We start from the raw sequence: 25,873 nt of genomic DNA, 5'->3' as shown, positions 1-25,873 counted from the left end.
TCCTTGAAAACCCTGATTGAAGTTGACGTCATCCATGTCAATGACATTGATGATACCGATCATTGTTACAGAATATCAGATGAACGTGATGACAGACATCTTGAGCGGTCGATTCAATCGTTTGGCATTCTGACCCCCCCGTTACTGGTCCGTAAGGAAAAGGGGTTCCGGATTGTATCCGGTTTCAGGCGCATCGGCGCGTTTCAAAAAATGGGTGGCGATCGCATCCCTGTCCGTGTGATTCGAGAAGCGGACGATCTCACCTGCGTCCAGTTGGCCATCCTGGAAAACGCGGGCGAGAGACAGCTTGGCGTCTCCGAGCAGATTCGGGCCGTTAGGTTGCTGGCGCCATTTTTCCCGGAGCCCCAAAAAAATGAGGAGTTTTTCAAGCGAGCGTGTACCGTCTTGATGCTTCCGGAAAACAGGAAGTATATCATCAAGCTTATTTGCGTGACGGCCCTTGTGGATAAACTGTTTGATCTGGTGGTTCACGAACGCCTCTCCCTCGACGTGGCTGTAGAGCTTGCCGGCCTCGATGATGCGACTCAAATGGGGTATTTCCCGTTTTTTTCGGAGTATAAAATGTCGCTGAGCAAGCAGAAAGAGTTTATTCTGATGACCCGGGAAATTGCGGCCCGTGAAACACGGCCGCTTTGTGAGGTGCTGGCGGAAACCCTTCAAAACAGTCTGGCCGGCAGGGATGTCGACGATTCGAACGCCCGGCTTGCCGGTATTCGACATTACCTTTACGAACGTCGATATCCTGAAATGACGCGGATCATGAAAACCTATGATGCCTTCGTGGCCGGATTAAAGCTCCCGGACGGCATGAAACTCGTGATCCCCGATGCATTGGAGGGCAGGGCATATCAGCTCAGGATCATGTTTGAGACCTTGGATGATTTGAAAAAATACGGGGTTATCATCAATGAACTCGTCGGACGGCCGGAAATGGCAACGATTTTAAGCCGGGAAACCGTGCACCAAGAATTTTAAATGTTCTGTTTTTTGGAATTGATAAAATTAATGAAATGGGCTATAGGGGTATAGTATTAAAATTATTATCAATAAATTGATATAGATATATTCGTTATTGGCCTGGATTGGGAGTATAAAATCTCTGAAGAGTGTGTTCCGATCAGTTACATTTCGATGTTGAACAATGTCAAAAGTCTTGTTATAACTATAAAATTTAACATCATAAACAGCATGTTGCTGAAATGCTTATAACCTTAATGTCATAACGAGGATCATCTGAAAATGGATTTTAACTTTGATTTCAATAAAAGCCAGCTTGAATCGATCGAGAACATTCTCGAAGAAGAACTCATCGAATTGGGCGTTGAGTGCGTTGTTCTGATTGACCTTGCAGGCAATGTCATCGTCAATCTCGATAATGGTAAATGTGAACATGACGTTTACTCTTTGGCGGCACTGGCTGCGGCGAACTTTGGTGCCGTCAGCGCCATGGCGAATATTATCGGTGAAGAAGAATTCTCCCTTCTTTTCCACAAAGGAGAAAACGACAGCATCCATTTCAGTAAAATCGGTACGGATCTGCTTCTGTTGACGATATTCGGCAAGGATGTTTCCCTTGGTTTTCTGCGTTTGAAAGTGACTGAAGCAAACAACAAGATCAAGGAGCTCGTCTAAGCCGATTCGATCCGGATATTCAGCGTCGTATACTATCAACGTCGTCAATATTTGAGAGGTGTTCACTTTGGCATTAATTAATCCCAAAAAAAAAGAAGTTCAGGTAAAGATTGTCTATTACGGTCCCGGACGGGGTGGAAAAACGACGAACCTTGAATACATCAACAAGAAATTCAAAAGCCGAATTAAAAGTGAAATGGTCACTGTCAAGACCTATAATGACCGAACGCTTTTTTTTGACTTTCTGCCGTTCGACATAGGGATGATCAAAGGGTACACGATCAAGATCCAGTTCTATACCGTTCCCGGCCAGGTCAAGTACAATGCCACACGGAAGCTCGTTCTTCGGGGGGTTGACGGGATCGTGTTTGTTGCGGATTCCATGACTCTCAGACAGGAGATGAATGTCAGGTCCCTCGAAAACCTCAGGGAAAACCTGGCGTCTTTCAATAAAGACCTCAACAATATTCCGCTTGTCATTCAATACAATAAACGGGATCTTGGCAAACAGGGTATTCCGATTCTACCCATTGAAACCCTCGAAAAAGATCTGAACAGTACGCTTAAGGCCCCGTACTTTGCGGCAAGCGCCGTGACTGGTGAAAACATTGCCGCGACCATGAAAAAAATCATTTCTCTGACCGTTATTTCTTTAAAAGAGAAACTGGATCTGGGAGGGAAATAAGCTTTGAGTAAAGATGACGGTAATTCCATTTTTGACGAACTTGACAGCAGGTTGGATGATTTTTTTGCCGACGATGAACCGGGTGGCGAAGACGCATCGGATTTTCTTTCCGATGATCTTGACATGAGCTCTCTGGAGGTCACCGACATTGAACATCCGACTCCGGACGTACCGGCATCCAGACCCAACCATAATGCCAAGGCCCCGTTGGATGCGCTGAAGGCCATTGTCCTTGAGATGGACTGGGAAATCAACGATGAAAACCTGAACAATTACCTTGATGAGATCAACCGGCTCAAGGACATTTATCGAAACGACCGCCCCATCTCCCTTTTTTTGAAACTTCACGATGCCATTGGGCAGTACATGCTTCATAAAAAAGCAGGGGCCCATCCGGACGCCTTGAAGTTTCTATATCAGGTTTTTAACAGCCTTGAGAAGGTATTCACAAAAGAATTTTCATTGAGGGAAAAAAACACCCTGATTTTGACTGAAGTCGCCAACTTCAAAAATCTCAAAGCCAAATTATTTCCCAATCTGTACACGTCCGTAGACATGAATTCGTTTGTTCCGGACGTATCCGTAAAAAAAAAGAAACCTGATTTTTCAAGTCTCCCCAATGAAATCCAAAAAGAAATCAATGATTACATTGAACGAGAAATTGCCCAGAAAATTGAAACGTTGAAAAAAGAACTGATCAAACGTTGACGATTGAACTGAATAAAAGAACAAACGGATGACTGGAGTTTTAAATGGATTTTTCCGGAAATGTAGCATCGGTCGTTGTCAGAAGGGTATTGAATTCCGATATTGGAGAGGTTTCTCTCGACAGCCAGATGCTGAATGTTCTTATGAATATTGACGGTGTTAAGACCTTAGGTGAGATTGCCCGCATACTGAATGTTGACATGATCACCCTAAAAGAAACCCTTCAGCGCCTTGATCGGTTGAAATTGATCGAAGCCGATGTTGAAACGGTGCCGACCCTCGATCAGGCTTTCTTTGATTTTCTTGCCAACCATCTGTCCATTGCCATGGGACCCATGGCGGAAATACTGATTGAAGATGAGATCCGCGAACTGGGAGTGGACAGAAACAGCATTCCTACCCATCGTGCGGCTGAACTGGTCGACATCCTGGCCCGTGAAATTCCCAGGGAAGAAAAGAAAGTCAAATTCCAGCAGACCATGTTAAAAAAACTAAAAAACATGTAATGTGTATCACATGTTATTTCATCATTTTAAGGAGCATTTATTATGGTTGTGATTTGTGAAGAATGCGGAAAAGTCTACAAACTTGATGCGGAAAAACTCAAGAGCAGCATGAAGGGCAAAACTTCCAAAATCAAATGCCGAGTCTGTGATCATGTAATCACCATATCCCTTGATGATGAAAATAACCTGGACGCATCGGCCGGCAACATCCAGCATGTTCCGTTTCACTCCACCGAAGCACCGAAACAGGTTGCCGATGAAGAGGGATCAGATCTGTCCGATTCATCGGCTGACGAACAGGATCAGGACGATCTCGATGAATCGTCTGAAGAAGAGTCCTCTCCGGCTGATACAAAAGCGACCAAAAAGAAATCCGCCGTCAAGAAGAAAACGTCCGGCATCGGCCTTAGAACCAAAATGTTTTTTCTGTTTCTCGTTATTCCCCTGGCCCTGATGGCCGGCTCCGGTCTTTTTTCTCAGCTTCAGATGCTCAAGCTTGCCAATGACATTACCGTCAAGAGTACCGATGTCGTTAAAACCCTTGCCGAGGACAGCATCATCAACAAGGCCAAATCGGTGGCCTCTCAGTGTTCGATTTTTCTTAAAAACAACCCCGACCTGAACAAAGATGATTTTTATTATGATCTTGAACTGAACCGGATTTCCATCCAGAAGGTTGGTCTCAAAGGGTATACGGCGTTGATCGAACTTCCCGATCCCGACGAAAACGATGACTTTTTCATTATCTGGTGTCATCCCGATCAGGAGCTGATCGGTCAGCCTCTGCTGCCTTCGTTCAAAAAATCCCTTGGAGCGAGTTACAGTACGTTTCGTGACGTTATCGCCAGTCTGAGAAAAGGGAAGGGTGCATCCGCCTACTATACCTGGACCGATGAAAAGGGTGAAACCAAAGAAAAATTTGTTTCTGCAGAACCCATCGAGCAAAGCAAATACATGGTGATCAGTACTACATTTATCGACGACTTCACGACGCCCATCAAGAATCTTGAAAAGGCGGCCAATAAACTCACTGAAAACACAAGAAATATCAATATCGTTATTCTTGTTGCCCTTCTTATTATTATCAGCTTGTCCATTACCGTTTACGGTTACAGGCTTTCTCGAGACATCGGCAAGCTGACGGATGCTGCTGACCGGATCAGTGTCGGCGAGCTTGATGTTGTGATCGAGATCAAATCCAACGATGAGATCGGAGCTCTCGCAGAAGCCATTACACGTATGCAGGACAGCCTGCGTTTTTCCATTGAAAGACTTCGTCGCCGTCGGTAATAATCGGATCCATTCGTGAGCGTTAGGGAGGGTAAAGCACAATGATCGTTATTCCCAAGGAAAATCCGCTGATCACGGACTTGAATAGCTACTATCTTAATATCGACAAACTGTTCGAGCATTATCAGGGTGTCGTGGATTCGGGCTGTATTTATTTCAAATCACCCTCGTCCGAAGGTGCGGTTTTTTTCGATGAGGAAAATCTTATCAACGGCGTGTTCAGGAATAAAACCACCCTTGTCAAGGGTAAAGAGGCCATTGATCTGTTGATGGGGGAGTCCGGGTCGAACAATTTTTCCGTTTCAATCTACGAAATCATTCCCGAACGAATTCTCTACTGGGCTAACCTTGCCGATGCGGAAGATCTCCATAAGGACCTGTCCACCGAATTCACCGATCTCGACGGTCTTATCAAAAAAATGACCTCGGAAAAACTGACGGGCTACATTGAAGTGGCGTTTTCGCCTTCCGATCAGGCCGTACTTTTTATGCTGACCGGTGAAATGATCGGGTCAACGACATCCGCCGATAAATGGCAGCTGAACCGGACTGACGAATTTCTGCAAAAAGTAGTCGAAAAATCTCGTGAAAAAGGCGCCCTTCTTAACGTTCGCACCATTTCTCTCCGACAGATGATCGAAAACTACACCCATTCTGAGCAGGCAGGTGCGGTCAAACCCACAGATCGAAAAGAAGCCAATGCCCCCAAAGCACCGGTTGAAAAAGAAAAACCCTTGAATATCATTGGAATGCTTCAGCATCTGATGCTTATTTATGAAAAATTCATATCCGGAAGCCGGAAAATAAGAGAAGATTTTGATACCATTTTGAAACGCAAGTTTATGGAAAAACTTGATGTCTATGATTTTCTCGATCCTTTTGCGGCTGAATTTCTTTATGCCAACGGCAAAATCACATACACCGGCCGAACGGATATCAAACAGGTGGCCAAGGGCCTGAAGGCTTGCCTGGACGAAATTGCCGCTGAAAACGAGATGCAGAACTGGTTGAAAAAACATCTGGGCCCCTGGGAAGAAAAATATGCCCGGGAGATCGAATCAATCAGATCATAGTCACATCAATTGTGTGTTTTTGGTGTTTCTCATGTTTTCACATGCATAAAAATCTGATACATAAGTTCTATTCAAAAAAACGGGCGATTTCTCTCTTGCATGGGACAACATAATACATACCAGGTGATCATATGGTTCATAATATACTTGTCGTTGATGACAATCAGCCCTTCCTCAATCTGATTACAAAAATTTTCGATAAATATAAGGATAAGTATTCGGTTCACACATCCGTCAATGGTGTCACAGCCATCGAAATGCTGAAAAGCAACCATTATTCTGTGGTTATCACCGATCTCCAGATGCCCAACATGGATGGTTACGCACTCCTTGAAAGAATTAAACGGCAGTTTCCCGATGTTCCCGTCATCGTCATCACGGCATTTGACAAACCCAAAACAGAGAGTGTTGTAAAAAAGACCGGAGCGTTCGCATATTTCACCAAACCCCTGGTCATGGACAACCTGATTGCCTGCATCGACGATTTGGCCAGACGTGAGACGGAAGGGGGGCGGCTGAACAATGCCTCCCTTGAAATGTTTATCCAACTGATTGAAATGGAAGCAAAAACGTGTACAATTCGTGTTCTTGATGAAAAGTCACGGAAACGCGGGGTGCTGTTCTTCAATGAAGGAGAGCTTTATGACGCACGTTTTAACAATGTTCTTGGGAAAAAAGCAGCCTATACAATTTTCTCCTGGGATAAGGTTACCCTTTCCATCGAAAACGCCTGTTGTCTGAAGACCCGCAATATTGACGATGAGTTGCAGGCCATCCTGCTCGATGCCATGCGTATGAAGGACGAAGATGGAAAGACGGAAGAGGAATTCAGTGAAGAACCCGACAATCAAACGGTCCAGTCAGCCCCCGTGTCTTCACCAAAGCCCATTCCAAAGGACGTTGCCACCGCATTGAATCCTGCGTCGATGACCACCGAGGAACTGGCAAAATCCAAGTTGAATCAGGTGATGAATGTTGACAAGGATTTGAAATCATTGAGAATGGGCGAAGAGTGGTCCGGCTTTACAGCTCAGGCGGCAGCGCTTGGTTTCTATTTTGATGCGGGCGGTTTTAAAGGCGCCTATTTTGATCGTGACAATCATGAAAATGTCATTGTCATTCCTGTGGAAAACGATAAGATTATTGAAGTCGTTGTCGGTTCCAAATGTTCACCGGACAAGGTGATCAAGGCCCTGGCCGAATAAAACTAATGACCGGATGGGATTTCAAGGGGCAGTTTGATGGAAAGTTTGTTTGAAGATGTGTTTTCAATTGAAGGCGTTCTTGGCATCCTCGTCATCACGGAAGAGGGGGCCTCGGAGTATACCAAACTCGTCTCCCCACTTGCGGAACGGGTCGGCGATAAGAGCTTCAGTTCATTTATCAAAAATTCCATCAATCTCGAAGCCCTTCGCTTGGCTTTTGACCAGTCGTTGGAATCTTTGATTATTTATGAAAAATTAAGACTTTATGTCCGTAAAACACAATCGGGTTATCTGATTGTCGTCATGGGCATGTTCGTTCCTGTGGCCATGGTAAGAATGAACTGCCAGATTATTATTCCCGAACTGGATAAAATGAAAAAGAGTAAGGGTTTGGGACGCTTTTTCAAAAAATGATGAAGAGATGACGCTTGGATACAGAAATCAGAACAAAACTCGATACGGCAGAAGCGTATAACGAGCATGGTCTCTACCGTGAGTCCCTCGAAATATACACCGCCATCCTCAATGACTGTTCGTCGAACCTCGACAGCCTGACCAAAAAATCCGTTCAAGCCCAAATCAAGCATCTTGAATCTCGAATTCGAGAGCTTGATGATGATGACACGCCCCAGGAATTATCCTCGGAAGAAGTGTCCACCATCAAGAAAACCTGGTCTGATGATGAGGGCGCCCCGGAAATCATCGACAGTGCCAAGGCGTTTTCGGAATTGGGGCTTTTTAAGGAAGCCTTCACCGAATACGTGAAGCTGCTGAAAATGAACTACCCGGTTATCCGGTTGTTCCCGGGTATTTCAGACTGCTTTTTTGAGATCCATTCGCCGTCCAAGACAACGACCCAGCTTGCCAAGGTCCTTTCCAAAATCGCCCTCGAAAAATCCGTCGAAGCCGAAATCAAGTTCCGATTTGCCGTTGAACTTGAAAAGAAAGGCAGCAAGGACCTTGCACTTGAACTATACAAGGCTGTCAAAAAAGATTCGCCCGATTACGAAGGGATCAACGCAAAAATCGAATCCATCGAAGGAATCAAATCGTACGATTCCAAATACGGTTACCTTCTGGATGCAAAAATCGTTACGACCGCACAACTTCAGACCGCTTTGGCGTTATCGAAAAAAACGAACAAAAGCGTTGAGTTTGTTCTGATGCAGGACCTTCGGGTTGAAAAAGAACAAATAGGAAAATCCCTTTCAAGTTTCTACAACTGTCCCTTTGTCGATTATGACAAGGATATGCCTGTGCCGGTCGAGCTTCTGGGCAAGCTGAAAAAAGCCTATCTTCTTCAGAATCATTGGGTTCCCCTGAACTGGGAAATGACCGAAGGCCTTGTCGAAATACTGATTGATGATCCCAAAAATCTGGAAAAAACAGATAATATCTACGCATTGATCAATGCGAAGAATATCAAGTTTGCCGTCGGAATCCAGGAAGACATTAAAAAAGTCATCGAGCATTTTTATGACGGCAAACGCAAGGACGCCAAAGAGTCAGACGAAAGGGACGGCGAACAGTTCGACATGATGATGGATGTCGAATTCGAGGAAGATGAAGAAGAAGACACCGAAGCTGATGTTGGTCTTAACGAGACATCCAGCCAGATTGTCCGGATTGTCGACCAGGTCATTATCACGGCATACCGAAAAGGCGCATCGGATATCCATATCGAACCCTCGCCGGCCACGAAAAAAACCAATATTCGTTATCGTATTGACGGGGTATGCCAGGATGTACTGAAGGTCCCGATTTCGAACTCCATGGGAATTCTCTCCCGGATCAAAATCATGAGCGGCCTGGATATCGCCGAACGACGGCTTCCTCAGGATGGTAAAATCAAGTTTAAACGAAAGGGTGTCAAATCCTTTGAACTTCGTGTGGCGACCCTGCCCACGGCCGGCGGGTATGAAGATGCCGTGCTGAGAATACTGGCCGATTCCGGAGCCATGAAAATCAATGAGATGGGCCTCAGTGACCGGAACCTGTCGGTTCTTAAGCGAATCATCACCCAGCCCTACGGCCTGATTCTGGTGGTTGGGCCGACGGGATCAGGAAAAACGACCACGCTGCATTCGGCCATGGGGCATATCAACACCCCCCGTGTCAAGATCTGGACGGCCGAAGATCCGGTGGAAATTACCCAGCAGGGGCTGCGTCAGGTTGAATGCAAGCCCAAAATCGGTCTTGATTTCGCCCGGGTCATGCGGGCCTTCCTTCGTGCCGATCCCGATGTGATCATGATCGGTGAAATGCGTGATTACGAAACGGCATCAACAGGTATCGAGGCCTCACTGACGGGGCATCTGGTGCTGTCGACCCTCCATACCAACAGCGCGCCCGAGACCATCACGCGACTGCTTGATATGGGGTTGAACCCGTTAAACTTTTCCGATGCCTTTCTGGGTGTGCTGGCACAACGTCTCGTGCGCCGTCTGTGCAAGCGTTGCCGTGAGAAATACAATCCGAGTCTGGAAGAGTTCAATGAAATCGTAACACTTTTCGGTAAACCGTATTTCGACAAAACCGGAATAACCTATTCGAAGGATCTGTTTCTTTACAGGGCGAAGGGGTGCGATGATTGTTCCGGAACCGGCTACCGTGGTCGTCTGGCCATTCATGAATTGATGGACGGCACCAAAGAGATCAAACAAATGATCAAAAAACAGGCCAATACCATGGAATTTTTCGAGAAGGCCGCGGAAGAGGGGATGACGACCCTGATCCAGGATGGTATCCTTAAATCCTTTGAAGGACTGACGGATGTCACCGAGGTTCGGCGGGTCTGTGTCAGCTGATCAATACCCTGCGGGTCTGGTTTTCTTCTTTAATCAATTCGTACGATGGACAGGCCTATGGACGAAATAAGAATATTCGTCAACGGTGATAGCGCCACATTCATTTGCCCCGTGTGCGAGGTTTCTCGTACGGCCAATGTCGGCAAACTGCTCAAGTCCGATATCAGGATACGCATCAACTGTAAATGCAAATGCGGGCATCAGTTCAGGGCGATTATCGAACGGCGTAAGTTTTTCAGAAAAGACATCGAACTTCCGGGTTCCTTCTATTCCCTCAATGACAAGAAAATGACCGCGATGGTGGTTACCGATATCTCACGATCAGGCTGTAAAATCAAAGTCAATCCATTGAACAACACCTTTACCAAGGGCGAGAGGGTATACATGGAATTCAACCTCGACGATGCCCCGAAATCGTTGATACGCAAGGAAGCAACCATCCGTTCAAACAAAGGGAAATTCATCGGTCTGGAGTTCGATGCCATCGAACAATATGACAAACTCGGCCGGTATTTAATGTTTACTTAATGGTTCTTTTTTGTTTCTGAGAATGTGTCACCATGCGCGAAAGAGTATTCATCAATTCCGAAAACATCGCTACATTTATTTGCCCTGAATGCAAAAAATCCAGAAGTGTGAATGTGTCGAAAATCATTGGCGCCAAATCCGCCGTCAACATTACGTGCAAATGCAAATGCGGCAACGTGTTTGAAAGAACCCTCGAAAGACGACGGTTCTACCGAAAAGGGATTACATTTAAAGGCATTTGTTATCTGGGCAAGGACAACCTCAAGCTTTCCGTGGTGATCACAGATATCTCCCGGGCCGGAATGAAAATCAGGCTCAACGCCCCCCACGCCATTGAACCCGGAGATGAGATGCTCATTGAGTTCAGGATCGATGATGCCGAACAATCGGAAATCAGCAAGAAAATCATTGTTCGTAGCGTGTCCGGAAAAAACCTCGGCGTCGAATTCAAATCACCTGAGCATTATGATAAGCTTGGTGCTTATTTGATGTTTCATTGAAAGGATGACAACTCACTTTTGATCTCGAAACTATTTGTCGATAACGACGTACGCGACTCCCGATATGTTGAAGCCTTTCAACGCAGGCTTTCTCTACCCATAGAATTTTTTTCAGATATTTCAGAAGTTTATTCGATGATTGACAAGGCTTCCGATCCGGTGTCCGAAGGGAAAAAAAATCTCGTTCTTACCCGAAACAAAGGAGCCTTTGTTCGGAAATGCCCGGGAACGGCAGAGTATACTTGTTGTGATTATCAGATCCTTCATATTGGGACGTTCTGTACGATGGATTGCTCCTATTGTATCCTCCAGGCATATTTTCATCCCCCTGTCCTGCAGTTTTTTGTCAACGACGAACTGATGTTCAAGGAACTTGAACAGACCTTTTCACTGAACAGGATCAGCCGGATCGGGACCGGTGAGTTTACGGACAGTCTGATTTGGGAACTCTGGATCGACCATGCCGGTCCCTTGGTTGAACGTTTTGCCGCCCAGAAACACGCCGTACTCGAGCTCAAGACAAAAACCACCGCCATTGACGGCCTTGAAAAGCTGGATCACAATCAAAAAACCATTCTGGCCTGGTCCCTGAACACCAGGCGAATCATTCAAAGCGAGGAACGGGGCACGTCATCACTGGAGGCCCGGTTCAGGGCCGCCGCACGGTGTGAGCGGTGGGGCTACAGACTCGCGTTTCATTTTGATCCGATTGTGATCTACGACAACTGCATAAGCGAGTATCAGGCCGTCATCGAAGAATTGTTCAGCCATGTCAGCCCGGAATCCATTGTTTACATCAGTCTGGGTACCTTTCGGTTCATGCCCTCACTCAAGAAAATCATTGAAAAACGTTTTCCCGAATCGATTATCCCCTATGGCGAATTTATAACGGGGCTGGACAATAAAATGCGGTATTTCAAACCGTTGCGTATCCAGGTTTACCAGGGTATTATTAAAACCATTCGACGCATTGCGCCCGATGTCACGATTTATTTCTGCATGGAAGATACGGAGGTCTGGGAAAAATCCATGGGTTTTTCCCCTGAACGTTATGGCGGGTTGGGCCGCATGCTCGATGAAAGCGCCCGTCTTCACTGCGGACTTTCAATCTGATGTTTATGCCCTTTCAGATTTACAAACGCATGAACCCGGCTAAAAGGGTACACTGAACGAGATGGTGTACGCCATCTCCATGCCCTGATGAAGGCCGTTATCGTCGTTTTGTTCCGTCACCGACGATTGAATGCCGATCCAGGTGGCCTGCCAGATTTTCGAATAACGAGGCGGGAGCATGTATGAAATAAACGCATGGGCCACAGCGCATCCGGCAAAGTAGATATGCACGTCTTTTTTGTCGGGGTGGGGGCCGAGAATACGATTTTTTTCCTGATATTGATCGGGTCGTTCCGAGATATCCAGCGTTTGCTGCCAGTCTTTGGACAATGTATACAAAAAGCAAAGTTCACGGGCCGTGGTTTCCTGGTTCCAGGAACCAAAGGCGAATGTCTGGGACGGAAATAATATCAGGGCCGCAAAAAGAAGGCCTGCTGAAAATGCGAAGTAAGATCGTCCTTGTTTTCCGGTTTGTGTTACGCTCATGACAACCTCCCTCTGGCAAAACTGTTAAATCATTAAACACTTTCTGAATCAAAAGTCGTGCCACGGGGGAGTTGGCTTGGATATTACAAATAAAAACAAATTCTTAAGTTTTATTTCTTGTGAAGAAGGACAGGGTTTGTCGGTTTGATGTCGGGGTTGTTTATTCAGTTTATTGAACAATGGTCCGAAAAAAAGAATCCTCAGATGGGGACGGGGCATGATGATGAGGGCAGGATCGTGGGGCCGGCCCTTCGGCAAGCGCGTGCGACGGCCATTGTAGGCCGCCATCCGCGCTTCGCTTCGCAGACGGCGGCCTGATCGTCAGGACTGGACGTATTCATTGACCGCGTCGGCAATGGTTTTCCAGGTCCACCGACGTTTTTCATCATTGGTTTCAAGCAGGGTGATCCGGAAACCTTTTCGAGAGCAGCAGAATCCGGTCAAGGGAACGACACAGATTCCCGTCGCTCCGAGAAGGTAATAGACAAATCGTTTGTCCACCTCGACATCCTTGACTTTCTCCTCAATATATTGACGGACCGTGGGGTCTTTGATCGCAAGGGTCTGTTTGTCGTTCAAAGCTCCGTCTTCGAAAAGAACGGCCATGTAAAAAGCGCCCCTGGGCTTGACGATTTTCAGGGCTTTTGCCGTGGTCAGGATATCATAGGCTTCATCCACCCGGGATTCGAACATTTTTTTTCTCATGGCAAGGTGGTCGAGGTATCGCTCGTTGCCCATCACCAGGGGAATGGAATACTGGGGCAGGCTGGTTGAACAGACTTCCAGCATTTTGGCGCTGACGATACTTTTGATGTACTCTTTGAACCTTGGATAACTGTCCTGATTGAAAACCTCGATCCATCCGCACCGGGCACCGGGCCAGGGGAATTCTTTGGAGATTCCCCGAAGGGCCACTCCGGGAACGTCGCCAATCACTTCGCTCAGATGAACGGTGCCGGCATCATCGAAAACAATGTGGGCGTATATCTCGTCACAGATGACGAAAAGCTTGTATCGACGGGCGATATCAACGATCTTTTCAAGGATTTCCTTCGGATAGACAGCGCCGGTCGGGTTGTCGGGATTGATGATCAGTATTCCGGCGATGGCGTCATTGTATTTGACCTTGTTTTCAATATCGGCAAGATCGGGCATCCAGTGGTTGTCCGGATCAAGCTCATAGGTCAAATGGGCATATCCTGAATGAGCCGCTTCGGCGGACGAGTGGGTGGAGTATGCGGGCGAGGGACCGATCACCCGCGCCTCACGTTTCAGAAATCCGAAAATTTTGGCCACCGCATCGCCAAGGCCATTGAAGAAAACGATATCATTTTTGGTGATCTGGCAGCCGCCGCGCATGTTGACGTGATTCGCAAGAAATTCCTGGGTGGCTTCGACACCACGGGTCGCGACATATCCGTATGTCTTGTCGTCCGCCACGAGATCGATAATGATGTCTTTGATCCACTGGGGTACTTTTTCTCCTTTGGCAATGGGATCCCCGATGTTTTCAAACGTGATTTCAACGCCGAGTTTTTTCAGATCTTCCGCGACGGCAACAATCTCTCTGATTTCGTAGGTCAGTTGCCCTGACCCCACATGAACGATATCTCTTCTCATAAATTCCACCATAACTGGTTGCGAGGGTTTGAAAATAAAAATAGGTTAATTTATCAGTATGGTTAATAATTGTAAAGGCATGATTGTATTTACCGCAGAAGAAAACATGAATGCATGGAAAGGACATCCGCGTCGATCGCGAGCCATGGAAAGGGACGGGGGCGACGGCAATGAAACAGCCTGTTGCAGTACATGAACAATGTGCTGCAACAGGCTGTTTTTATGATTATTCTTGCTCTGCTTTAATTTTGTCGATGATCTTGGCGGCCAGATCACCGGGAACCTCATCGTAATGGGACAGTTCCATGGTAAAGGTGCCGCGTGCGCCGGTCATCGAATTCAAATCCGGTGCGTAAGTCAAAATTTCGGACATGGGGACATTGGCGTTGATGACCTGGTATTTTCCTTCGCTGTCCATTCCGAGGACCCTGCCGCGTCTGGAGTTCAGATCGCCCATGATATCTCCGGTGAAATCATCGGGAGCAATAACGGAAACCTTCATGATCGGTTCGAGAAGTACCGGCGAAGCCTGTTCGGACGCTTTCTTGAACGCCAGTGCTCCGGCGATCTTAAACGCCATTTCCGACGAGTCTACCGCATGATAGGAACCGTCATCGAGGGTGACCTTGAAATCCACACAGGGAAAGCCTGCAAGACAGCCTTTGACCGCTGATTCAACGATTCCCTTTTCAACAGCGGGTATGTAGGTTTTGGGAATGGAGCCGCCCACAATGGCATCAACGAATTCAAAGCCGCCGCCGCGGGGCAGGGGTTCCATCTGGATCCAGCAGTCACCGAACTGTCCATGGCCGCCGGACTGTTTTTTGTGGCGCCCCTGGACGCGCACTTTTTTCTTGATGGTTTCACGATAAGGCACCTTGGGCGCTTTCAGGGCCATCTCAACGTTGAATTTGCGTTTGACTTTTTCGATGGTGGCTTCGATGTGAATCATGCCCACACCGGACAGGAGAATCTCTTTGGTTTCGGCGTTTCGGGCCAGGGAAATGGCCGTATCTTCTTCCTGGAGCCGTGTCAGTGATGAATAGATCTTGTCTTCATCGCCCTGCTTGGTGGCTTCCACGGCAAAGGAAATGACCGGAGGAATGGGTTTGACCCGTTCGAATTCCAATTTGTTGTTATCGGCGCAGAGGGAATCGCCGGTGAAGGTCTCCTTGAGTTTGGCGAAGGCCACGATGGCACCGGGGCCTGCCTTTTCGATGGTTTTCTGTTCTTTGCCCTGAAGAATCAGCAACTGGGTGTAACGTTCCTTGTTGCTCTTGTTGACGTTGTACAAATTGCCGTCTTTGGTAAGGGTTCCGGACACGATTTTAAAGACGGACAGGCGACCCGCATAGGGATCCACGATGGTCTTGAATACAAAGCCGGCAAGGGGGGCGTTGGGGTCAAAGGGGACCTCCACCATCTCACCCGATGAATTTTTCGCGGTGAAGTGTATGCGTTCCAGGGGAGAAGGCATACAGTTCGCGATGAAATCGGCCAGCAGATCCACACCGATATTCTGGGTGGCGGACCCTAAAAGCACCGGCATAAACTGACGGTTTTTCGTTCCGGTCTGAAGGGCGGCGATCAGTTCACTGTCTTTGATGGTTTCGCCTTCAAGGTACCGTTCAAGAAGAGAATCATCCGCTTCGGCAATGTTTTCGATGAGCTCGCCCCGTTCGGCCTCCACGTCGTCGGCCATGTCTGCGGGGATGTCCGTCACATTGGCTTTGCCGTCGCTGTAAATATAGGCTTTTTGAGAAATCAGATCCACAACGCCTTTAAAATCTGATTTTTCTCCGATGGGCAGCTGGAGGAGGATCGGTTTGGGTTCAAGCTGATCGACTGCGGAGTCGAATGCGCTTCTGTAATTGGACCGTTCCTGGTCGATCTTGTTGATAAAGGCAACGCAGGGAAGGCTGCTGTCTTTGGCAAACTGCACCGCCTGTTCGGTTCTCACTTCCACGCCACTGGCCGACTCGATAACCACGACCGCGCTGTCGGCCGCAGGAAGGCAGGTTTTTGCTTCTGAAAAAAAATTCTGATCACCCGGCGTATCAATCAGACTGATGGTCGTCTTTTTCCATGTATACTGATAAAAGCTGCTGTTGATGGAAGTGCCGCGTTTACGTTCTTCCTCGTCGTAATCCATGACGGTATTGCCGTCTTCGACACGTCCCAGCCTGTTCGTTTCCCCTGAATTGAAAATCAGGGCTTCAGCCAGGGACGTTTTACCTGCACCTCCATGGGCGACCAGAGCGACGTTTCTAATTTTTTCAGATTCCAGATTCATTCACAAACCTCCTGTCGGTATTTATTATTTATGCGTGTGGCGTGCCTTTCTTGAATAAATCATCAAATAATAACAATAAGTTGTGTATCCGTTTGTATTCTAAACGGCGTTTTTTACGTAAGAAAACCAATATATATCAAACCATGTTGTATTTCAAAGAGATAATGAATTCCCTGTTGCCCTTTGGCCCCAGTATCGGGGAGGGGATCACCGCCTCTATTTCAAGCCCCAGCGATAAAAAAAAGCGGGATAGATCATCGATCACGTCATCATGGAGCCTGGTATCACGGACGACGCCCCCTTTCCCTACGCGACCCTTGCCGACTTCGAACTGGGGCTTGATCAAAGCGAGAATGCGGGCCTTCTCCCTCAAGAATCTGAGCACGGATGGAACAACGACCTTAAGGGATATGAATGAGGTGTCGATGGTTGTAAGGTCGATCGGCTCAGGGATCATATCATCGGGCATATGCCTGATATTGGTTCTTTCGATGGAAATGACCCTGGGATCCTGCCTGAGCTTCCAGGCCAGTTGACCATAGCCCACATCCACGGCATACACTCTGGATGCCCCGAATTGAAGGAGACAGTCCGTGAACCCGCCGGTGGATGCACCGACATCAAGACATACATCATTCCGTATATCAATTTCAAGACATTTCAATGCGTTTTCAAGCTTGAGCGCTCCGCGGCCGACATAGGGGAAGTCCGGGGTCCGGATCTCGATCGAGGCATCTTCAAACACCTGGGCCCCGGGTTTGTCGGCCAGACTCTGGTTGACAAAGACCTTGCCCGCCATGATCAGGGCCTGGGCACGCTGTCTGCTTTCACACAGACCCTTGTCCACAATCAGAACATCCAGTCGTTTTCGAAAGGGTTTATCCATGGCTGCCGATCAGTATTCGTGCGGCATCAAGAACCGCCGTAAGGCCGATGCCGTATTTGTTTCTGAGTTCGTTCTGGCTGCCGTGTTCGACAAACACGTCGTCGACGCCCAGGCGTTTCACCGGAATTCCCGTCATGCCGTGATCGGCAAGACATTCTAGTACGGCGCTGCCGAACCCCCCGTTTTTTACGTGATCCTCGATGGTCACCACGGCTTTGACCTTTTGGACATAGGACAGAATCAATTCATGGTCGAGCGGTTTGACAAAACGGGCGTTGATGACCGCCGTTGAAATAGCCTCAGCGGCCAGGATATCCCGTGCCGCCATGGCATCGACCACTGTTCGACCGATGGCGAGAATCAGGAGGTCCTCCCCGTCGGCCAGGACCTCCGCCTTTCCGATGGGAATCGGTTCGATGACCGGATCAAGGGGAATGCCCAGGCCCTTGCCCCGGGGATATCGGACGGCAATGGGGCCATAATGGTCGACAGCGGTTTTCAACATGCGTCTCAATTCATTTTCGTCCTTGGGCGCCATCACGACCATTCCCGGAATGCTTCTCAGGTAAGCATAATCGAAAAGCCCCTGATGGGTGGGACCGTCTTCTCCCACGATACCCCCACGGTCGACGGCAAAGACAACCGGGAGCGATTCGATGCAAACGTCGTGAACAATCTGATCATAGGCACGTTGAAGAAAGGTGGAATAGATGGCGACAACCGGTTTGAAACCTTCCGTGGCCATCCCTGCGGCAAAGGTGACGCCGTGCTGTTCGGCAATGCCCACATCAAAGAACCGCTCGGGATAGGCGGTTGAAAATTCTGAAAGGCCCGTCCCTTCGGGCATGGCTGCCGTGATCGCCACCAGGGTATCGTTTTCACGGGCCAGCTCGATCATGGTCCGGCCGAAAACCTCCGTATAGGTGGGCGGTCCGGCCTGGCCCCGGGATATGGCGTCCCCGGTGTCCACCTCGAACGCACCCACCCCGTGGAAATACGTTGGGTTGGTTTCCGCCGGAAGATAACCTTTGCCTTTGGTGGTTGTCACATGAAGAACGATGGGTTTGGCAAGGCCTTTGATGTTTTCAAGGATATTGATCAAGTGATCGAGGTTGTGTCCGTCGATGGGTCCCATGTATTCGTAGTCAAAGGCCTCGAACAGCATGCCCGGGGTAACGAAGGTTTTGAAGGATTCCTCTGATTTTTTTGCGAATTTGTAGATATCGTCTCCGATCATGGGCAGGGATTTGAAAAATTTTTTGAATTCGTCCCTGAGATCGTGGAGGTATTTGGCGGAGAAGGCCCGGCTTAGAAAAGACGAAAGGGCGCCCACGTTTTTTGAAATGGACATATCGTTGTCATTCAGGATCACCAGCTGGTTTTTCCTGTTGCTTCCCGCCTGGTTCAGTCCTTCAAAGGCGATTCCACCGGTCATGCTGCCGTCCCCGATCACGGAAATGACTTTGCTGTGGTCGCCTTTGATATCCAGCGCACAGGCAATCCCGTAACCTGCGGAGATGGATGTGCTGCTGTGCCCCGTGGTGAACGTGTCGTAGATGCTTTCACACCGCTTGGGAAACCCTGAAAGGCCGCCCAGGGTCCGAAGCGTCTGAAACTGATCCCGCCGTCCGGTAAGAAGCTTGTGGGCGTATGATTGATGCCCCACATCCCAGATGAGTTTGTCTTTGGGGACATCGAAAACATAATGCAGGGCGATGGTGAGTTCCACCACGCCCATGCTGGAGGCCAGATGGCCCCCGTTTTTGGAAACCGTGGTAACAATAACGTCACGGATTTCCGCGGCCAGATCCGCAAGTTCAACCCGTGACAGTTTTTTCAGATCCGAGGGACTGTCGATGTGTTCAAGGTAAGTCAAAATAAGGCTGCTCCTTTATCGATTGCGTTCGATAATATATGTGGCTACGGCCCGAAGGGGTTCCGCCTTGCCGTCAAAGGATTCAAGTTCGCTGAGCGCTTTTTCCACAAGCTCACGGGCGAATTCGCCCGCCTGTTCCAGTCCGAGCAGGGAAGGGTAGGTGGCTTTGTTGAGTTTGTCATCGGTGCCGGTGGCTTTGCCCATCACCTTGACGTCGCCGGTGACGTTGAGAATGTCGTCGGTGACCTGAAAGGCCAGTCCGATATGGGCGGCATAACGGTCAAGCGATTCAAGCTGCGACGCGTCCGCTCCTGAAAGAAGCGCCCCGCACCGAATGGACACGTTGATCATTGCTCCGGTTTTCAGACGATGGAGCTGTTCGAGTGCATAAAGCGACAGATTCGCCCCCTCGGATTCCATGTCGATCATCTGGCCTTCGATCATCCCCTGCTGACCGGCCGCATGGGATACCAGCCGGATCACCTCCAGGTTTTTCAAGGGATCTTCCGAGTCCCAGTGGACGGGGGAGGCCAGAACGTGAAACGCCAGGGTCAGCAGGGCGTCGCCGGCGAGAATGGCGGTGGCTTCATTATAAGCGCGATGGCATGTTGGTCTGCCCCGCCTCAGATCATCGTTGTCCATGGCGGGCAGGTCGTCGTGAATCAGGGAATAGGTATGAATCATTTCGATGGCGCAGGCGGTGGTCATGCATTGATAGGGTGTTCCTCCCAGGGCTTCGGCTGCGGCGAAACACAAAATGGGCCGAAGCCGTTTTCCACCGGACAGCAGGGAATAGCGCATGGCCGAAAGCAATTGTCCCGATCCGGAAGAGGGAAGCGAAAGAAGGGCATCGAGCTTTTTTTCCACGAGATCCCGTCGGGACGTCAGATAGGATGTCAGATCAAACATATGAAATTATCCGTTTGGGTTTTCAAGGTTCATTGTCGGGAAATGGAACCTCATTGATTTCCCCCTGATCACCTTTGACCAGCATGATGATTTTTTTTTCGGTTTCGTCAAGAATCTGGGAGCACAGGCGTGAGAGCTTCATTCCCTCTTCAAATTTCTTGATTGACTCTTCAAGGGGAAGGTCTCCGGACTCGAGTTCGGAAACGATTTTTTCAAGATGTTCCATGGATTGTTCGAAATTATTTTTTTTGGCCATCGGATGCGGTTCCTTCCACGCGGCAGGTCAATCTGCCTTTTAACAAAATCACTTCAACCTCCCGACCCGGTGACACCTGATCAGCCTCTCTGACAATGACCGCGTCGGGAAGAGTTCGTGTGATACTGTAACCCCGGCCCAGAATGGCGTAGGGACTCAATGCCTGGATGCGCCCATGGCAGGATTGCAGGGCCATGGATTTGTGAGTGATCAGCCGCTTGACGGATGCGGCAAGACGTTCACGGTACCCGGAAAGCGTCCGGGCATGGTGGTGGAGCTGTTTTGCCGGACTCACCAGATGGAGTTTTTCCTTTCGCCAGTCCAGGGCGGACCGATTTGAGGTAAGGGCTTGGGATACGGCCCGAATCATGCGTTGGGTCATGTCTTCCGTCAGCAGAAGCAGGTCTGTGATTCTTCGCCTGGGATCGACCATTTTTTTGATCATTCCCTCAAGGGACTGTCTTTTGCGGGAAAGGGCCAGATGTACGGCGTTCGTCAGCTGCTGCCTGAGCCTGATGATCTGCCGATCAAGATCCTGTTTGACCGGGACGGCCCGTTCGGCAGCCGCCGAGGGGGTCGGGGCCCGCATATCCGCGACAAAATCACAGATGGTAAAATCGGTTTCATGACCGACCGCCGAAATCACGGGAACGGCAGAGGCAAATACCGCCCGGGCCAGGTCTTCGGAATTGAAGGGGGCCAGGTCTTCCAGTGAGCCGCCGCCCCGCGCGATAATAATAAGGTCGGAATTGTTTCGGGAGTTGACAAGGTCAAGGGCGGACACCATCTCATCGACGGCTGAGTCGCCTTGAACTTTCACGGGAACCACTTCAAGAACGAGGTTGGGAAAACGACGGTTCAGAACATGAATGATATCGTGAATCACCGCGCCTGTAGGGGATGTGATCACGCTGATACGTCGGGGCAGATACGGGAGGGGCTGTTTGTATTTGTCGTCGAACAGACCTTCCCGGGCCAGTCGCTTTTTCAGCTGTTCAAAGGCCAGTTGAAGGGCTCCGGCGCCTTTGGGTTCCAGGTGCTCGAAGATCAGCTGATAGGTCCCGCGCGGTTCATAGACGCTCAGTCGGGCAAGGCCGTTGATCTGCAGGCCGCTTTCCAGCTTAAAAGGAAGATGATGGGCGAGATTTTTGAATACCACGGCGGCAATCTGGGCCCGGGCGTCTTTCAGGGTAAAATACAGATGGCCCGAGGCCGGTCTGCTCAGATTGGAAATTTCACCCTGAATCCAGACAAAGGGATACCGGTCTTCAAGAAGCGTCTTGATCTCGGATGTCAGACTTGAAACACTGTAAATGGTTGCCCGTGGCTTCTGATCATGCCAATTCACGCGAACCCGCCTTTATGCGCATTTTTTGAAATTTTACAATCTAGCACAGATGCCGAATCCATTCAATATGTAAGAACAACCGCCGTCCAAATAAGACTTTTGGGAAAACACCGGGATACGCTTCGAAACGACACCTTTGTCCTGTGTTGGTAGATAAAATGAATTATATCAATATATTCAGACTTACTGTTTGTCTGATAAGATATATTATGTAAACTTTATTCGTCACGGTTCCGATCAATGAAGTCTCTGACCGCAGGAATGATATAGATGTCGTCTATGGGGAAACGGGATAAGGCTGCGGCGAGAATTTCCGTTTTTTCACGGATTTTCTTGTGTTTGTCCATGAAAAAATGAAAGACGCCTTCTATCTTGCACAGGCCGCTGTTGACCTGTATCCCAGCGTTCCTGAAGTTTTTTTCATAAAAACGGATGCCGAGCTGCTCGGCCAGTTCCCTGAGGTGATTGTAAAGGTCGTGATGTTTCATCGGCTGTCAGGTCCGGTATCACTTGAATTTATCGGGTGATGTGTTATTTTATGCCCAAAGCGACATGAAGAGATCACAAAAATCGACGGCATTCAACCGGTTTCTCAATCATAAAAACATTACCCGATCGGAGGTAGAATGATTCAATCAAATTCAGTCAGTCAATCCAGAACCCAGGCCCAGGTGAACGCATTCGTGCTGAATGTGTTTCATTGGATGACCATCGGACTTGCCATCACCGGCCTTGTGGCCTGGACGGTGGCCGGAAGCGAGACTCTTCTTCAGATCATCTTCGGTAACCGGATGGTGTTTTTCGGTTTGATCATCGCTGAACTGGGTTTTGTCTTTTATCTCAGCGCCCGAATCGGAAAACTTTCGGCCGGAGCGGCGACCTCGCTGTTTCTCTTGTATGCCGCCCTGAACGGTGCCACGCTGGCCTCGGTCTTTTTAATGTACACCCGGGCGTCCATCGTATCGACCTTCTTCATTTGCGCGGCGACCTTTGGTGCATGCAGTGTCTACGGAATGATCACGAAGCGTGATCTGACCTCGATGGGAAGTTTCATGTTCATGGGACTGATCGGGATCATCATTGCATCGTTGGTCAACCTCTTTCTGAGAAGCAGCGCCATGGAAATGATCATCACCTATGTGGGCCTGATCGTCTTTATCGGACTGACGGCCTATGACACCCAGAAAATCAAGCACATGGCCCTGACGCAACCGGCGGATCTCGATGGCGGTACCATCCGCAAAGGAGCCATCATGGGCGCCCTTGCCCTGTACCTTGATTTTATCAACATGTTCCTGATTCTGCTTAGGATTCTGGGCGACAGAGAATAGGCACGATCAGATTTAAAACGTCAGGGTGCCGGCCATTTCAGGTCGGCACCCTTTTTTTATCCAAGCTCCCGCCTGACCGCATCGGCGATACGCGTGACGTGAAATTCCGTTTCCGCGACGGAGGGAGCTTCAACCATCACGCGACACATGGATTGGGTCCCGGAATAACGGACAAGCACCCTTCCCTTTCCCGCCAATTGTTTTTCGGATTCCCGGATCACGCAGGCAAGATTCGGCAGGCTCTCGATGGGCGGTTTGGATCGGACGGTTACGTTTTCAAGTTTCTGGGGATAGATGGTCATGACGTCTGCCAGGTTTTTCAGAGAACGGCCCGTATCCGAAAGAACGGAAAGCAGTTTGAGCGCACTGATCATGCCGTCGCCGGTGGTATGATGATCCATGAAGATCATATGACCTGAATCTTCCCCTCCCAAAACAGCGCCGTTTTTTTTCATATCCATCATTACGTGGCGGTCGCCGACCTGAGCCGTCACATGGGTAATCCCCAGTTCCTTCAAGCAGGCCCCTAACCCCATGTTACTCATGACGGTGGTGACCACGGTTTTGTTTGTAAGCGTCCCCTTTCTCAAGGCATGGGCTGCGCAGACGGCGATGATCTGGTCTCCGCTTACAACCCTGCCTGTGTGGTCGACGGCAATCAGGCGATCCGCATCGCCATCGAAGGCAAGTCCGATATCCGCCCCTGACTGCACAACCGTTTCGATCATCGTTTGACAATGTTCCGAACCGCACTGATGGTTGATGTTTTTTCCGTCGGGATCCGTAAACAAGAACGTCGCATCCAGCCCGAGACCTGAAAACAGAGAGGGTGCAATTCGACTGGCCGCACCGTTTGAACAGTCGATCACCGCTTTCAGACCGGAAATGTCCACGTCATCCATCAGGTGTTCAAGAAAGGTTTCATAGTCATCAGAACCCCTGTCATAGGTTATGATCCGGCCTGTTTGTTCAACGTGTTCAGATTGTTTTTCCTGATGTTCTTCGAGAATCATCTGTTCAAGAACGGCTTCATCCTCGTTGTCCAGCTTGAATCCGTCACCCTTGAAGATCTTGATCCCGTTGTCCTCAAAGGGGTTGTGGGATGCCGAAATCACCACTCCGGCCGTCACATCCGGCAGGGTTCGGCACAGATAGGCAATGCCGGGCGTTGGAATCACGCCGGCCAGATAGACATCGGCGCCCATGGCACAGGCGCCGGCCGCCAGGGCGTGTTCGAACACGTCTCCGGACAGGCGGGTGTCTTTGCCGATGATGATGGCCGTCCGGCCGGTTCGGGCCCTGAAGAAACGCGCCATGGCCCGGCCGGTTCTCAGGGCGATCTCCGCCGTCATGGGATAGGTGTTGGCCCTTGCTCTGATGCCGTCGGTTCCGAATAAAATACCCATGGTTATATCCTTTCAGGAAATCGTCGAAAAATTGCTTTTTTTTGGAAGCCGTCAAGGCTAAAGCTTAAAGCTCACCGGTCAGCGGGTGCAGCGTCTGCATCACATGATCCACGATGCCCTGAAGCCATTGGGTTCCCAAACCGGCCTGACGGGCGGACAGGTGTCGGATACAGTCGATACAACCGTCGTGGTCGCCCTTTTTCCGGACGCTGTCGATTTCTTCAAGAAAACGGCGGCGGGTTTCAATGCCGTAATCCGTTGTGACCAGATTCTGCAGGCCGGCCTCAAAATCAGGCCACATCATGATCAGTTTCTGATGATTGAGGAGTGTGGGGGTATGCCCCGATCCGGCCTGAAGCAGCCTTTCAGATGTCTTTGATACATTTTCAAACAGCCCCTTGAGTCGCTTGACGCGCTCGGTGACGGCCGTGGAAAGCGTCTTGATCAGTCCATCCAGCAACTCATCAGGAAAACGTTCTGAAACAAAAAGGGATCTGACATGCCGATACCAGTGGTCCAGGGCGATCAGATTGCCGATGTACCGGATATTGTGCTCCACGATTCGAGAGACGTTCTGATAGATTCCCGGTGAATGCCGAACGTTGCCGGGTCTCAGGGCGCCACCGAACAGAAGCCGGTTCTCGTCCCGTTCATCTTTCCGTTGAAGGGTTCCTGCGGCAATGACCGTTCCATAGTTCAGGAAAATCGGGCCAACCATCCCCCCCTGCCCTCCGAGAAAAATGGGATTGTTGTTGAGCATTACCCCCCGGGGCACATCCCCTAAAAGAGAGGGGGTGGCCTTGTCCTGATTGGGGGTGAAGTTGAAATGGATGTAGGAACTGCCCACCTCGCTGTGATTTTTCCGACTGGTGCCCCCGGCCATCAGACAATCGCAAAAATTGATCAGGCTGCCCAGGGTGACAAAGGGAAACAAAATGGTCTGTTTGAGTCCCACGCAATGGGCGATGCTTGCCTCCTCTTCGAGAATGCTTCCCTCCCGGACATGGGAGCCGTAACCCACCGAAGCTTTTTCAAGAAAGACAGAATTCTTGACATAGCCCCCTTTGATCGCCACATCCGGACCGAGGCGGCAGTTGTCGATGGTGGCCGGCCCTTCCCGTCCGATCACACAGCCTTTGCAAATCAAGGTGTCTCTGCCGAAGATCCGGCTTCCGCTGTGGAGGGTGACACCGTCACCGGAAATCCGATCGATGTTGACGTCCTCATCGATTTCCACGCTGTGAGGAACAGGAATATTTACTCCTTTTTCACACAGACGTTTCAAAATACTGTCGTTTGACATCGTTCATTCCATTCGCGTTATCTGTTGCAGCGTGATGTTCAGGCTTCGAAAGGGCTTAATTTTCCCTTGCATGAAAAAAAAATGCAACATA

General features: G+C 49.3%; 25 protein-coding genes. 14 read left to right on the top strand and 11 right to left on the bottom strand.

What is annotated here, in order from left to right; translation table 11 throughout:
* The first annotated feature begins 3 nt into the window (after positions 1-3).
* From ACYQ11_RS01955 to ACYQ11_RS01895, 13 genes are all read left to right on the top strand, one after another.
* Positions 4-996 (top strand): ParB/RepB/Spo0J family partition protein, encoded by a 993-nt coding sequence (locus tag ACYQ11_RS01955; protein WP_459922052.1) that lies wholly within the window; start codon positions 4-6, stop codon positions 994-996.
* 264 nt (positions 997-1,260) lie between these two features.
* Positions 1,261-1,653: a roadblock/LC7 domain-containing protein gene (locus tag ACYQ11_RS01950; protein WP_459922051.1), complete on the top strand. Its 393-nt coding sequence runs from the start codon at positions 1,261-1,263 to the stop codon at positions 1,651-1,653.
* Positions 1,654-1,720: 67 nt separating this feature from the next.
* Positions 1,721-2,338 carry a GTP-binding protein gene (locus ACYQ11_RS01945; protein WP_459922050.1) on the top strand — a complete coding sequence of 206 codons (618 nt, stop codon included), beginning with the start codon at positions 1,721-1,723 and terminating at the stop codon, positions 2,336-2,338.
* A gap of 3 nt (positions 2,339-2,341) precedes the next feature.
* Positions 2,342-3,046, top strand: coding sequence for a hypothetical protein (locus tag ACYQ11_RS01940; protein ID WP_459922049.1), 705 nt, complete (start codon positions 2,342-2,344; stop codon positions 3,044-3,046).
* Positions 3,047-3,090: 44 nt separating this feature from the next.
* The gene (locus ACYQ11_RS01935; protein WP_459922048.1) at positions 3,091-3,552 is read left to right on the top strand and encodes a DUF8082 domain-containing protein; all 462 of its coding nucleotides are present in this window, start codon (positions 3,091-3,093) and stop codon (positions 3,550-3,552) included.
* A 42-nt stretch (positions 3,553-3,594) separates the two neighbouring features.
* Complete coding sequence (locus ACYQ11_RS01930; protein ID WP_459922047.1) at positions 3,595-4,842, top strand: HAMP domain-containing protein; 1,248 nt, start codon at positions 3,595-3,597, stop codon at positions 4,840-4,842.
* Positions 4,843-4,883: 41 nt separating this feature from the next.
* Positions 4,884-5,915: a hypothetical protein gene (locus ACYQ11_RS01925; RefSeq protein WP_459922046.1), complete on the top strand. Its 1,032-nt coding sequence runs from the start codon at positions 4,884-4,886 to the stop codon at positions 5,913-5,915.
* A gap of 131 nt (positions 5,916-6,046) precedes the next feature.
* On the top strand, positions 6,047-7,120 hold the full coding sequence (locus ACYQ11_RS01920; RefSeq protein ID WP_459922045.1) for a response regulator: 1,074 nt from the start codon (positions 6,047-6,049) through the stop codon (positions 7,118-7,120).
* 36 nt (positions 7,121-7,156) lie between these two features.
* The gene (locus ACYQ11_RS01915; RefSeq protein ID WP_459922044.1) at positions 7,157-7,534 is read left to right on the top strand and encodes a hypothetical protein; all 378 of its coding nucleotides are present in this window, start codon (positions 7,157-7,159) and stop codon (positions 7,532-7,534) included.
* A gap of 14 nt (positions 7,535-7,548) precedes the next feature.
* A complete protein-coding gene (locus ACYQ11_RS01910; protein ID WP_459922043.1) occupies positions 7,549-9,927 on the top strand; it encodes a GspE/PulE family protein in 2,379 nt (792 codons plus the stop codon).
* A gap of 57 nt (positions 9,928-9,984) precedes the next feature.
* Positions 9,985-10,455, top strand: a complete 471-nt coding sequence (locus ACYQ11_RS01905; RefSeq protein WP_459922042.1) for a PilZ domain-containing protein — start codon at positions 9,985-9,987, stop codon at positions 10,453-10,455.
* Positions 10,456-10,568: 113 nt separating this feature from the next.
* Positions 10,569-10,955, top strand: coding sequence for a PilZ domain-containing protein (locus ACYQ11_RS01900; protein ID WP_459922041.1), 387 nt, complete (start codon positions 10,569-10,571; stop codon positions 10,953-10,955).
* A 135-nt stretch (positions 10,956-11,090) separates the two neighbouring features.
* On the top strand, positions 11,091-12,068 hold the full coding sequence (locus tag ACYQ11_RS01895; protein WP_459922040.1) for an SPL family radical SAM protein: 978 nt from the start codon (positions 11,091-11,093) through the stop codon (positions 12,066-12,068).
* A 39-nt stretch (positions 12,069-12,107) separates the two neighbouring features.
* Here ACYQ11_RS01895 and ACYQ11_RS01890 read toward each other — a convergent pair whose 3' ends face one another.
* The 9 genes from ACYQ11_RS01890 to ACYQ11_RS01850 form a co-directional block, all read right to left on the bottom strand.
* Complete coding sequence (locus ACYQ11_RS01890; protein WP_459922039.1) at positions 12,108-12,554, bottom strand: hypothetical protein; 447 nt, start codon at positions 12,552-12,554, stop codon at positions 12,108-12,110.
* A 321-nt stretch (positions 12,555-12,875) separates the two neighbouring features.
* Positions 12,876-14,174: a pyridoxal phosphate-dependent aminotransferase gene (locus ACYQ11_RS01885; RefSeq protein WP_459922038.1), complete on the bottom strand. Its 1,299-nt coding sequence runs from the start codon at positions 14,172-14,174 to the stop codon at positions 12,876-12,878.
* A gap of 226 nt (positions 14,175-14,400) precedes the next feature.
* Positions 14,401-16,467, bottom strand: coding sequence for an elongation factor G (gene fusA, locus ACYQ11_RS01880; protein ID WP_459922037.1), 2,067 nt, complete (start codon positions 16,465-16,467; stop codon positions 14,401-14,403).
* Positions 16,468-16,603: 136 nt separating this feature from the next.
* Complete coding sequence (locus ACYQ11_RS01875) at positions 16,604-17,353, bottom strand: TlyA family RNA methyltransferase (protein WP_459922036.1); 750 nt, start codon at positions 17,351-17,353, stop codon at positions 16,604-16,606.
* On the bottom strand, positions 17,346-19,229 hold the full coding sequence (gene dxs, locus ACYQ11_RS01870; protein ID WP_459922035.1) for a 1-deoxy-D-xylulose-5-phosphate synthase: 1,884 nt from the start codon (positions 19,227-19,229) through the stop codon (positions 17,346-17,348). The genes ACYQ11_RS01875 and dxs overlap by 8 nt, the downstream gene beginning before the upstream one ends.
* Positions 19,230-19,244: 15 nt before the next feature.
* Positions 19,245-20,138, bottom strand: a complete 894-nt coding sequence (locus ACYQ11_RS01865) for a polyprenyl synthetase family protein (RefSeq protein WP_459922034.1) — start codon at positions 20,136-20,138, stop codon at positions 19,245-19,247.
* Positions 20,139-20,160: 22 nt separating this feature from the next.
* On the bottom strand, positions 20,161-20,394 hold the full coding sequence (gene xseB, locus ACYQ11_RS01860; RefSeq protein ID WP_459922033.1) for an exodeoxyribonuclease VII small subunit: 234 nt from the start codon (positions 20,392-20,394) through the stop codon (positions 20,161-20,163).
* A complete protein-coding gene (xseA, locus tag ACYQ11_RS01855; protein WP_459922032.1) occupies positions 20,378-21,742 on the bottom strand; it encodes an exodeoxyribonuclease VII large subunit in 1,365 nt (454 codons plus the stop codon). Before xseA ends, xseB begins: the two co-directional genes overlap by 17 nt.
* 218 nt (positions 21,743-21,960) lie before the next feature.
* The gene (locus tag ACYQ11_RS01850) at positions 21,961-22,230 is read right to left on the bottom strand and encodes a hypothetical protein (RefSeq protein WP_459922031.1); all 270 of its coding nucleotides are present in this window, start codon (positions 22,228-22,230) and stop codon (positions 21,961-21,963) included.
* 138 nt (positions 22,231-22,368) lie between these two features.
* Here ACYQ11_RS01850 and ACYQ11_RS01845 point away from each other — a divergent pair, with 138 nt between their 5' ends.
* The gene (locus tag ACYQ11_RS01845) at positions 22,369-23,073 is read left to right on the top strand and encodes a Bax inhibitor-1/YccA family protein (protein ID WP_459922030.1); all 705 of its coding nucleotides are present in this window, start codon (positions 22,369-22,371) and stop codon (positions 23,071-23,073) included.
* A gap of 56 nt (positions 23,074-23,129) precedes the next feature.
* Here the strand turns inward: ACYQ11_RS01845 and glmM are convergent, their stop codons facing one another.
* Together glmM and ACYQ11_RS01835 are read right to left on the bottom strand one after the other, a co-directional pair.
* Positions 23,130-24,479: a phosphoglucosamine mutase gene (glmM, locus tag ACYQ11_RS01840; RefSeq protein WP_459922029.1), complete on the bottom strand. Its 1,350-nt coding sequence runs from the start codon at positions 24,477-24,479 to the stop codon at positions 23,130-23,132.
* 64 nt (positions 24,480-24,543) lie between these two features.
* On the bottom strand, positions 24,544-25,782 hold the full coding sequence (locus tag ACYQ11_RS01835; RefSeq protein WP_459922028.1) for a protein GlmU: 1,239 nt from the start codon (positions 25,780-25,782) through the stop codon (positions 24,544-24,546).
* Positions 25,783-25,873: the final 91 nt, after the last annotated feature.

This window comes from Desulfatiferula olefinivorans, assembly GCF_054657895.1.
This window is presented reverse-complemented; position numbering and strand designations above follow the sequence as displayed.

Coding starts and splice junctions, on each gene's coding strand:
- ACYQ11_RS01850 (WP_459922031.1), bottom strand. CDS start 22,230: ATGAAACATCACGACCTTTACAATCACCTCAGGGAACTGGCCGAGCAG.
- ACYQ11_RS01905 (WP_459922042.1), top strand. CDS start 9,985: ATGGACGAAATAAGAATATTCGTCAACGGTGATAGCGCCACATTCATT.
- ACYQ11_RS01950 (WP_459922051.1), top strand. CDS start 1,261: ATGGATTTTAACTTTGATTTCAATAAAAGCCAGCTTGAATCGATCGAG.
- ACYQ11_RS01865 (WP_459922034.1), bottom strand. CDS start 20,138: ATGTTTGATCTGACATCCTATCTGACGTCCCGACGGGATCTCGTGGAA.
- ACYQ11_RS01890 (WP_459922039.1), bottom strand. CDS start 12,554: ATGAGCGTAACACAAACCGGAAAACAAGGACGATCTTACTTCGCATTT.
- ACYQ11_RS01920 (WP_459922045.1), top strand. CDS start 6,047: ATGGTTCATAATATACTTGTCGTTGATGACAATCAGCCCTTCCTCAAT.
- xseB (WP_459922033.1), bottom strand. CDS start 20,394: ATGGCCAAAAAAAATAATTTCGAACAATCCATGGAACATCTTGAAAAA.
- ACYQ11_RS01845 (WP_459922030.1), top strand. CDS start 22,369: ATGATTCAATCAAATTCAGTCAGTCAATCCAGAACCCAGGCCCAGGTG.
- ACYQ11_RS01925 (WP_459922046.1), top strand. CDS start 4,884: ATGATCGTTATTCCCAAGGAAAATCCGCTGATCACGGACTTGAATAGC.
- ACYQ11_RS01935 (WP_459922048.1), top strand. CDS start 3,091: ATGGATTTTTCCGGAAATGTAGCATCGGTCGTTGTCAGAAGGGTATTG.
- ACYQ11_RS01930 (WP_459922047.1), top strand. CDS start 3,595: ATGGTTGTGATTTGTGAAGAATGCGGAAAAGTCTACAAACTTGATGCG.
- ACYQ11_RS01895 (WP_459922040.1), top strand. CDS start 11,091: ATGATTGACAAGGCTTCCGATCCGGTGTCCGAAGGGAAAAAAAATCTC.
- fusA (WP_459922037.1), bottom strand. CDS start 16,467: ATGAATCTGGAATCTGAAAAAATTAGAAACGTCGCTCTGGTCGCCCAT.
- ACYQ11_RS01915 (WP_459922044.1), top strand. CDS start 7,157: ATGGAAAGTTTGTTTGAAGATGTGTTTTCAATTGAAGGCGTTCTTGGC.
- ACYQ11_RS01875 (WP_459922036.1), bottom strand. CDS start 17,353: ATGGATAAACCCTTTCGAAAACGACTGGATGTTCTGATTGTGGACAAG.
- glmM (WP_459922029.1), bottom strand. CDS start 24,479: ATGGGTATTTTATTCGGAACCGACGGCATCAGAGCAAGGGCCAACACC.
- ACYQ11_RS01835 (WP_459922028.1), bottom strand. CDS start 25,782: ATGTCAAACGACAGTATTTTGAAACGTCTGTGTGAAAAAGGAGTAAAT.
- ACYQ11_RS01885 (WP_459922038.1), bottom strand. CDS start 14,174: ATGAGAAGAGATATCGTTCATGTGGGGTCAGGGCAACTGACCTACGAA.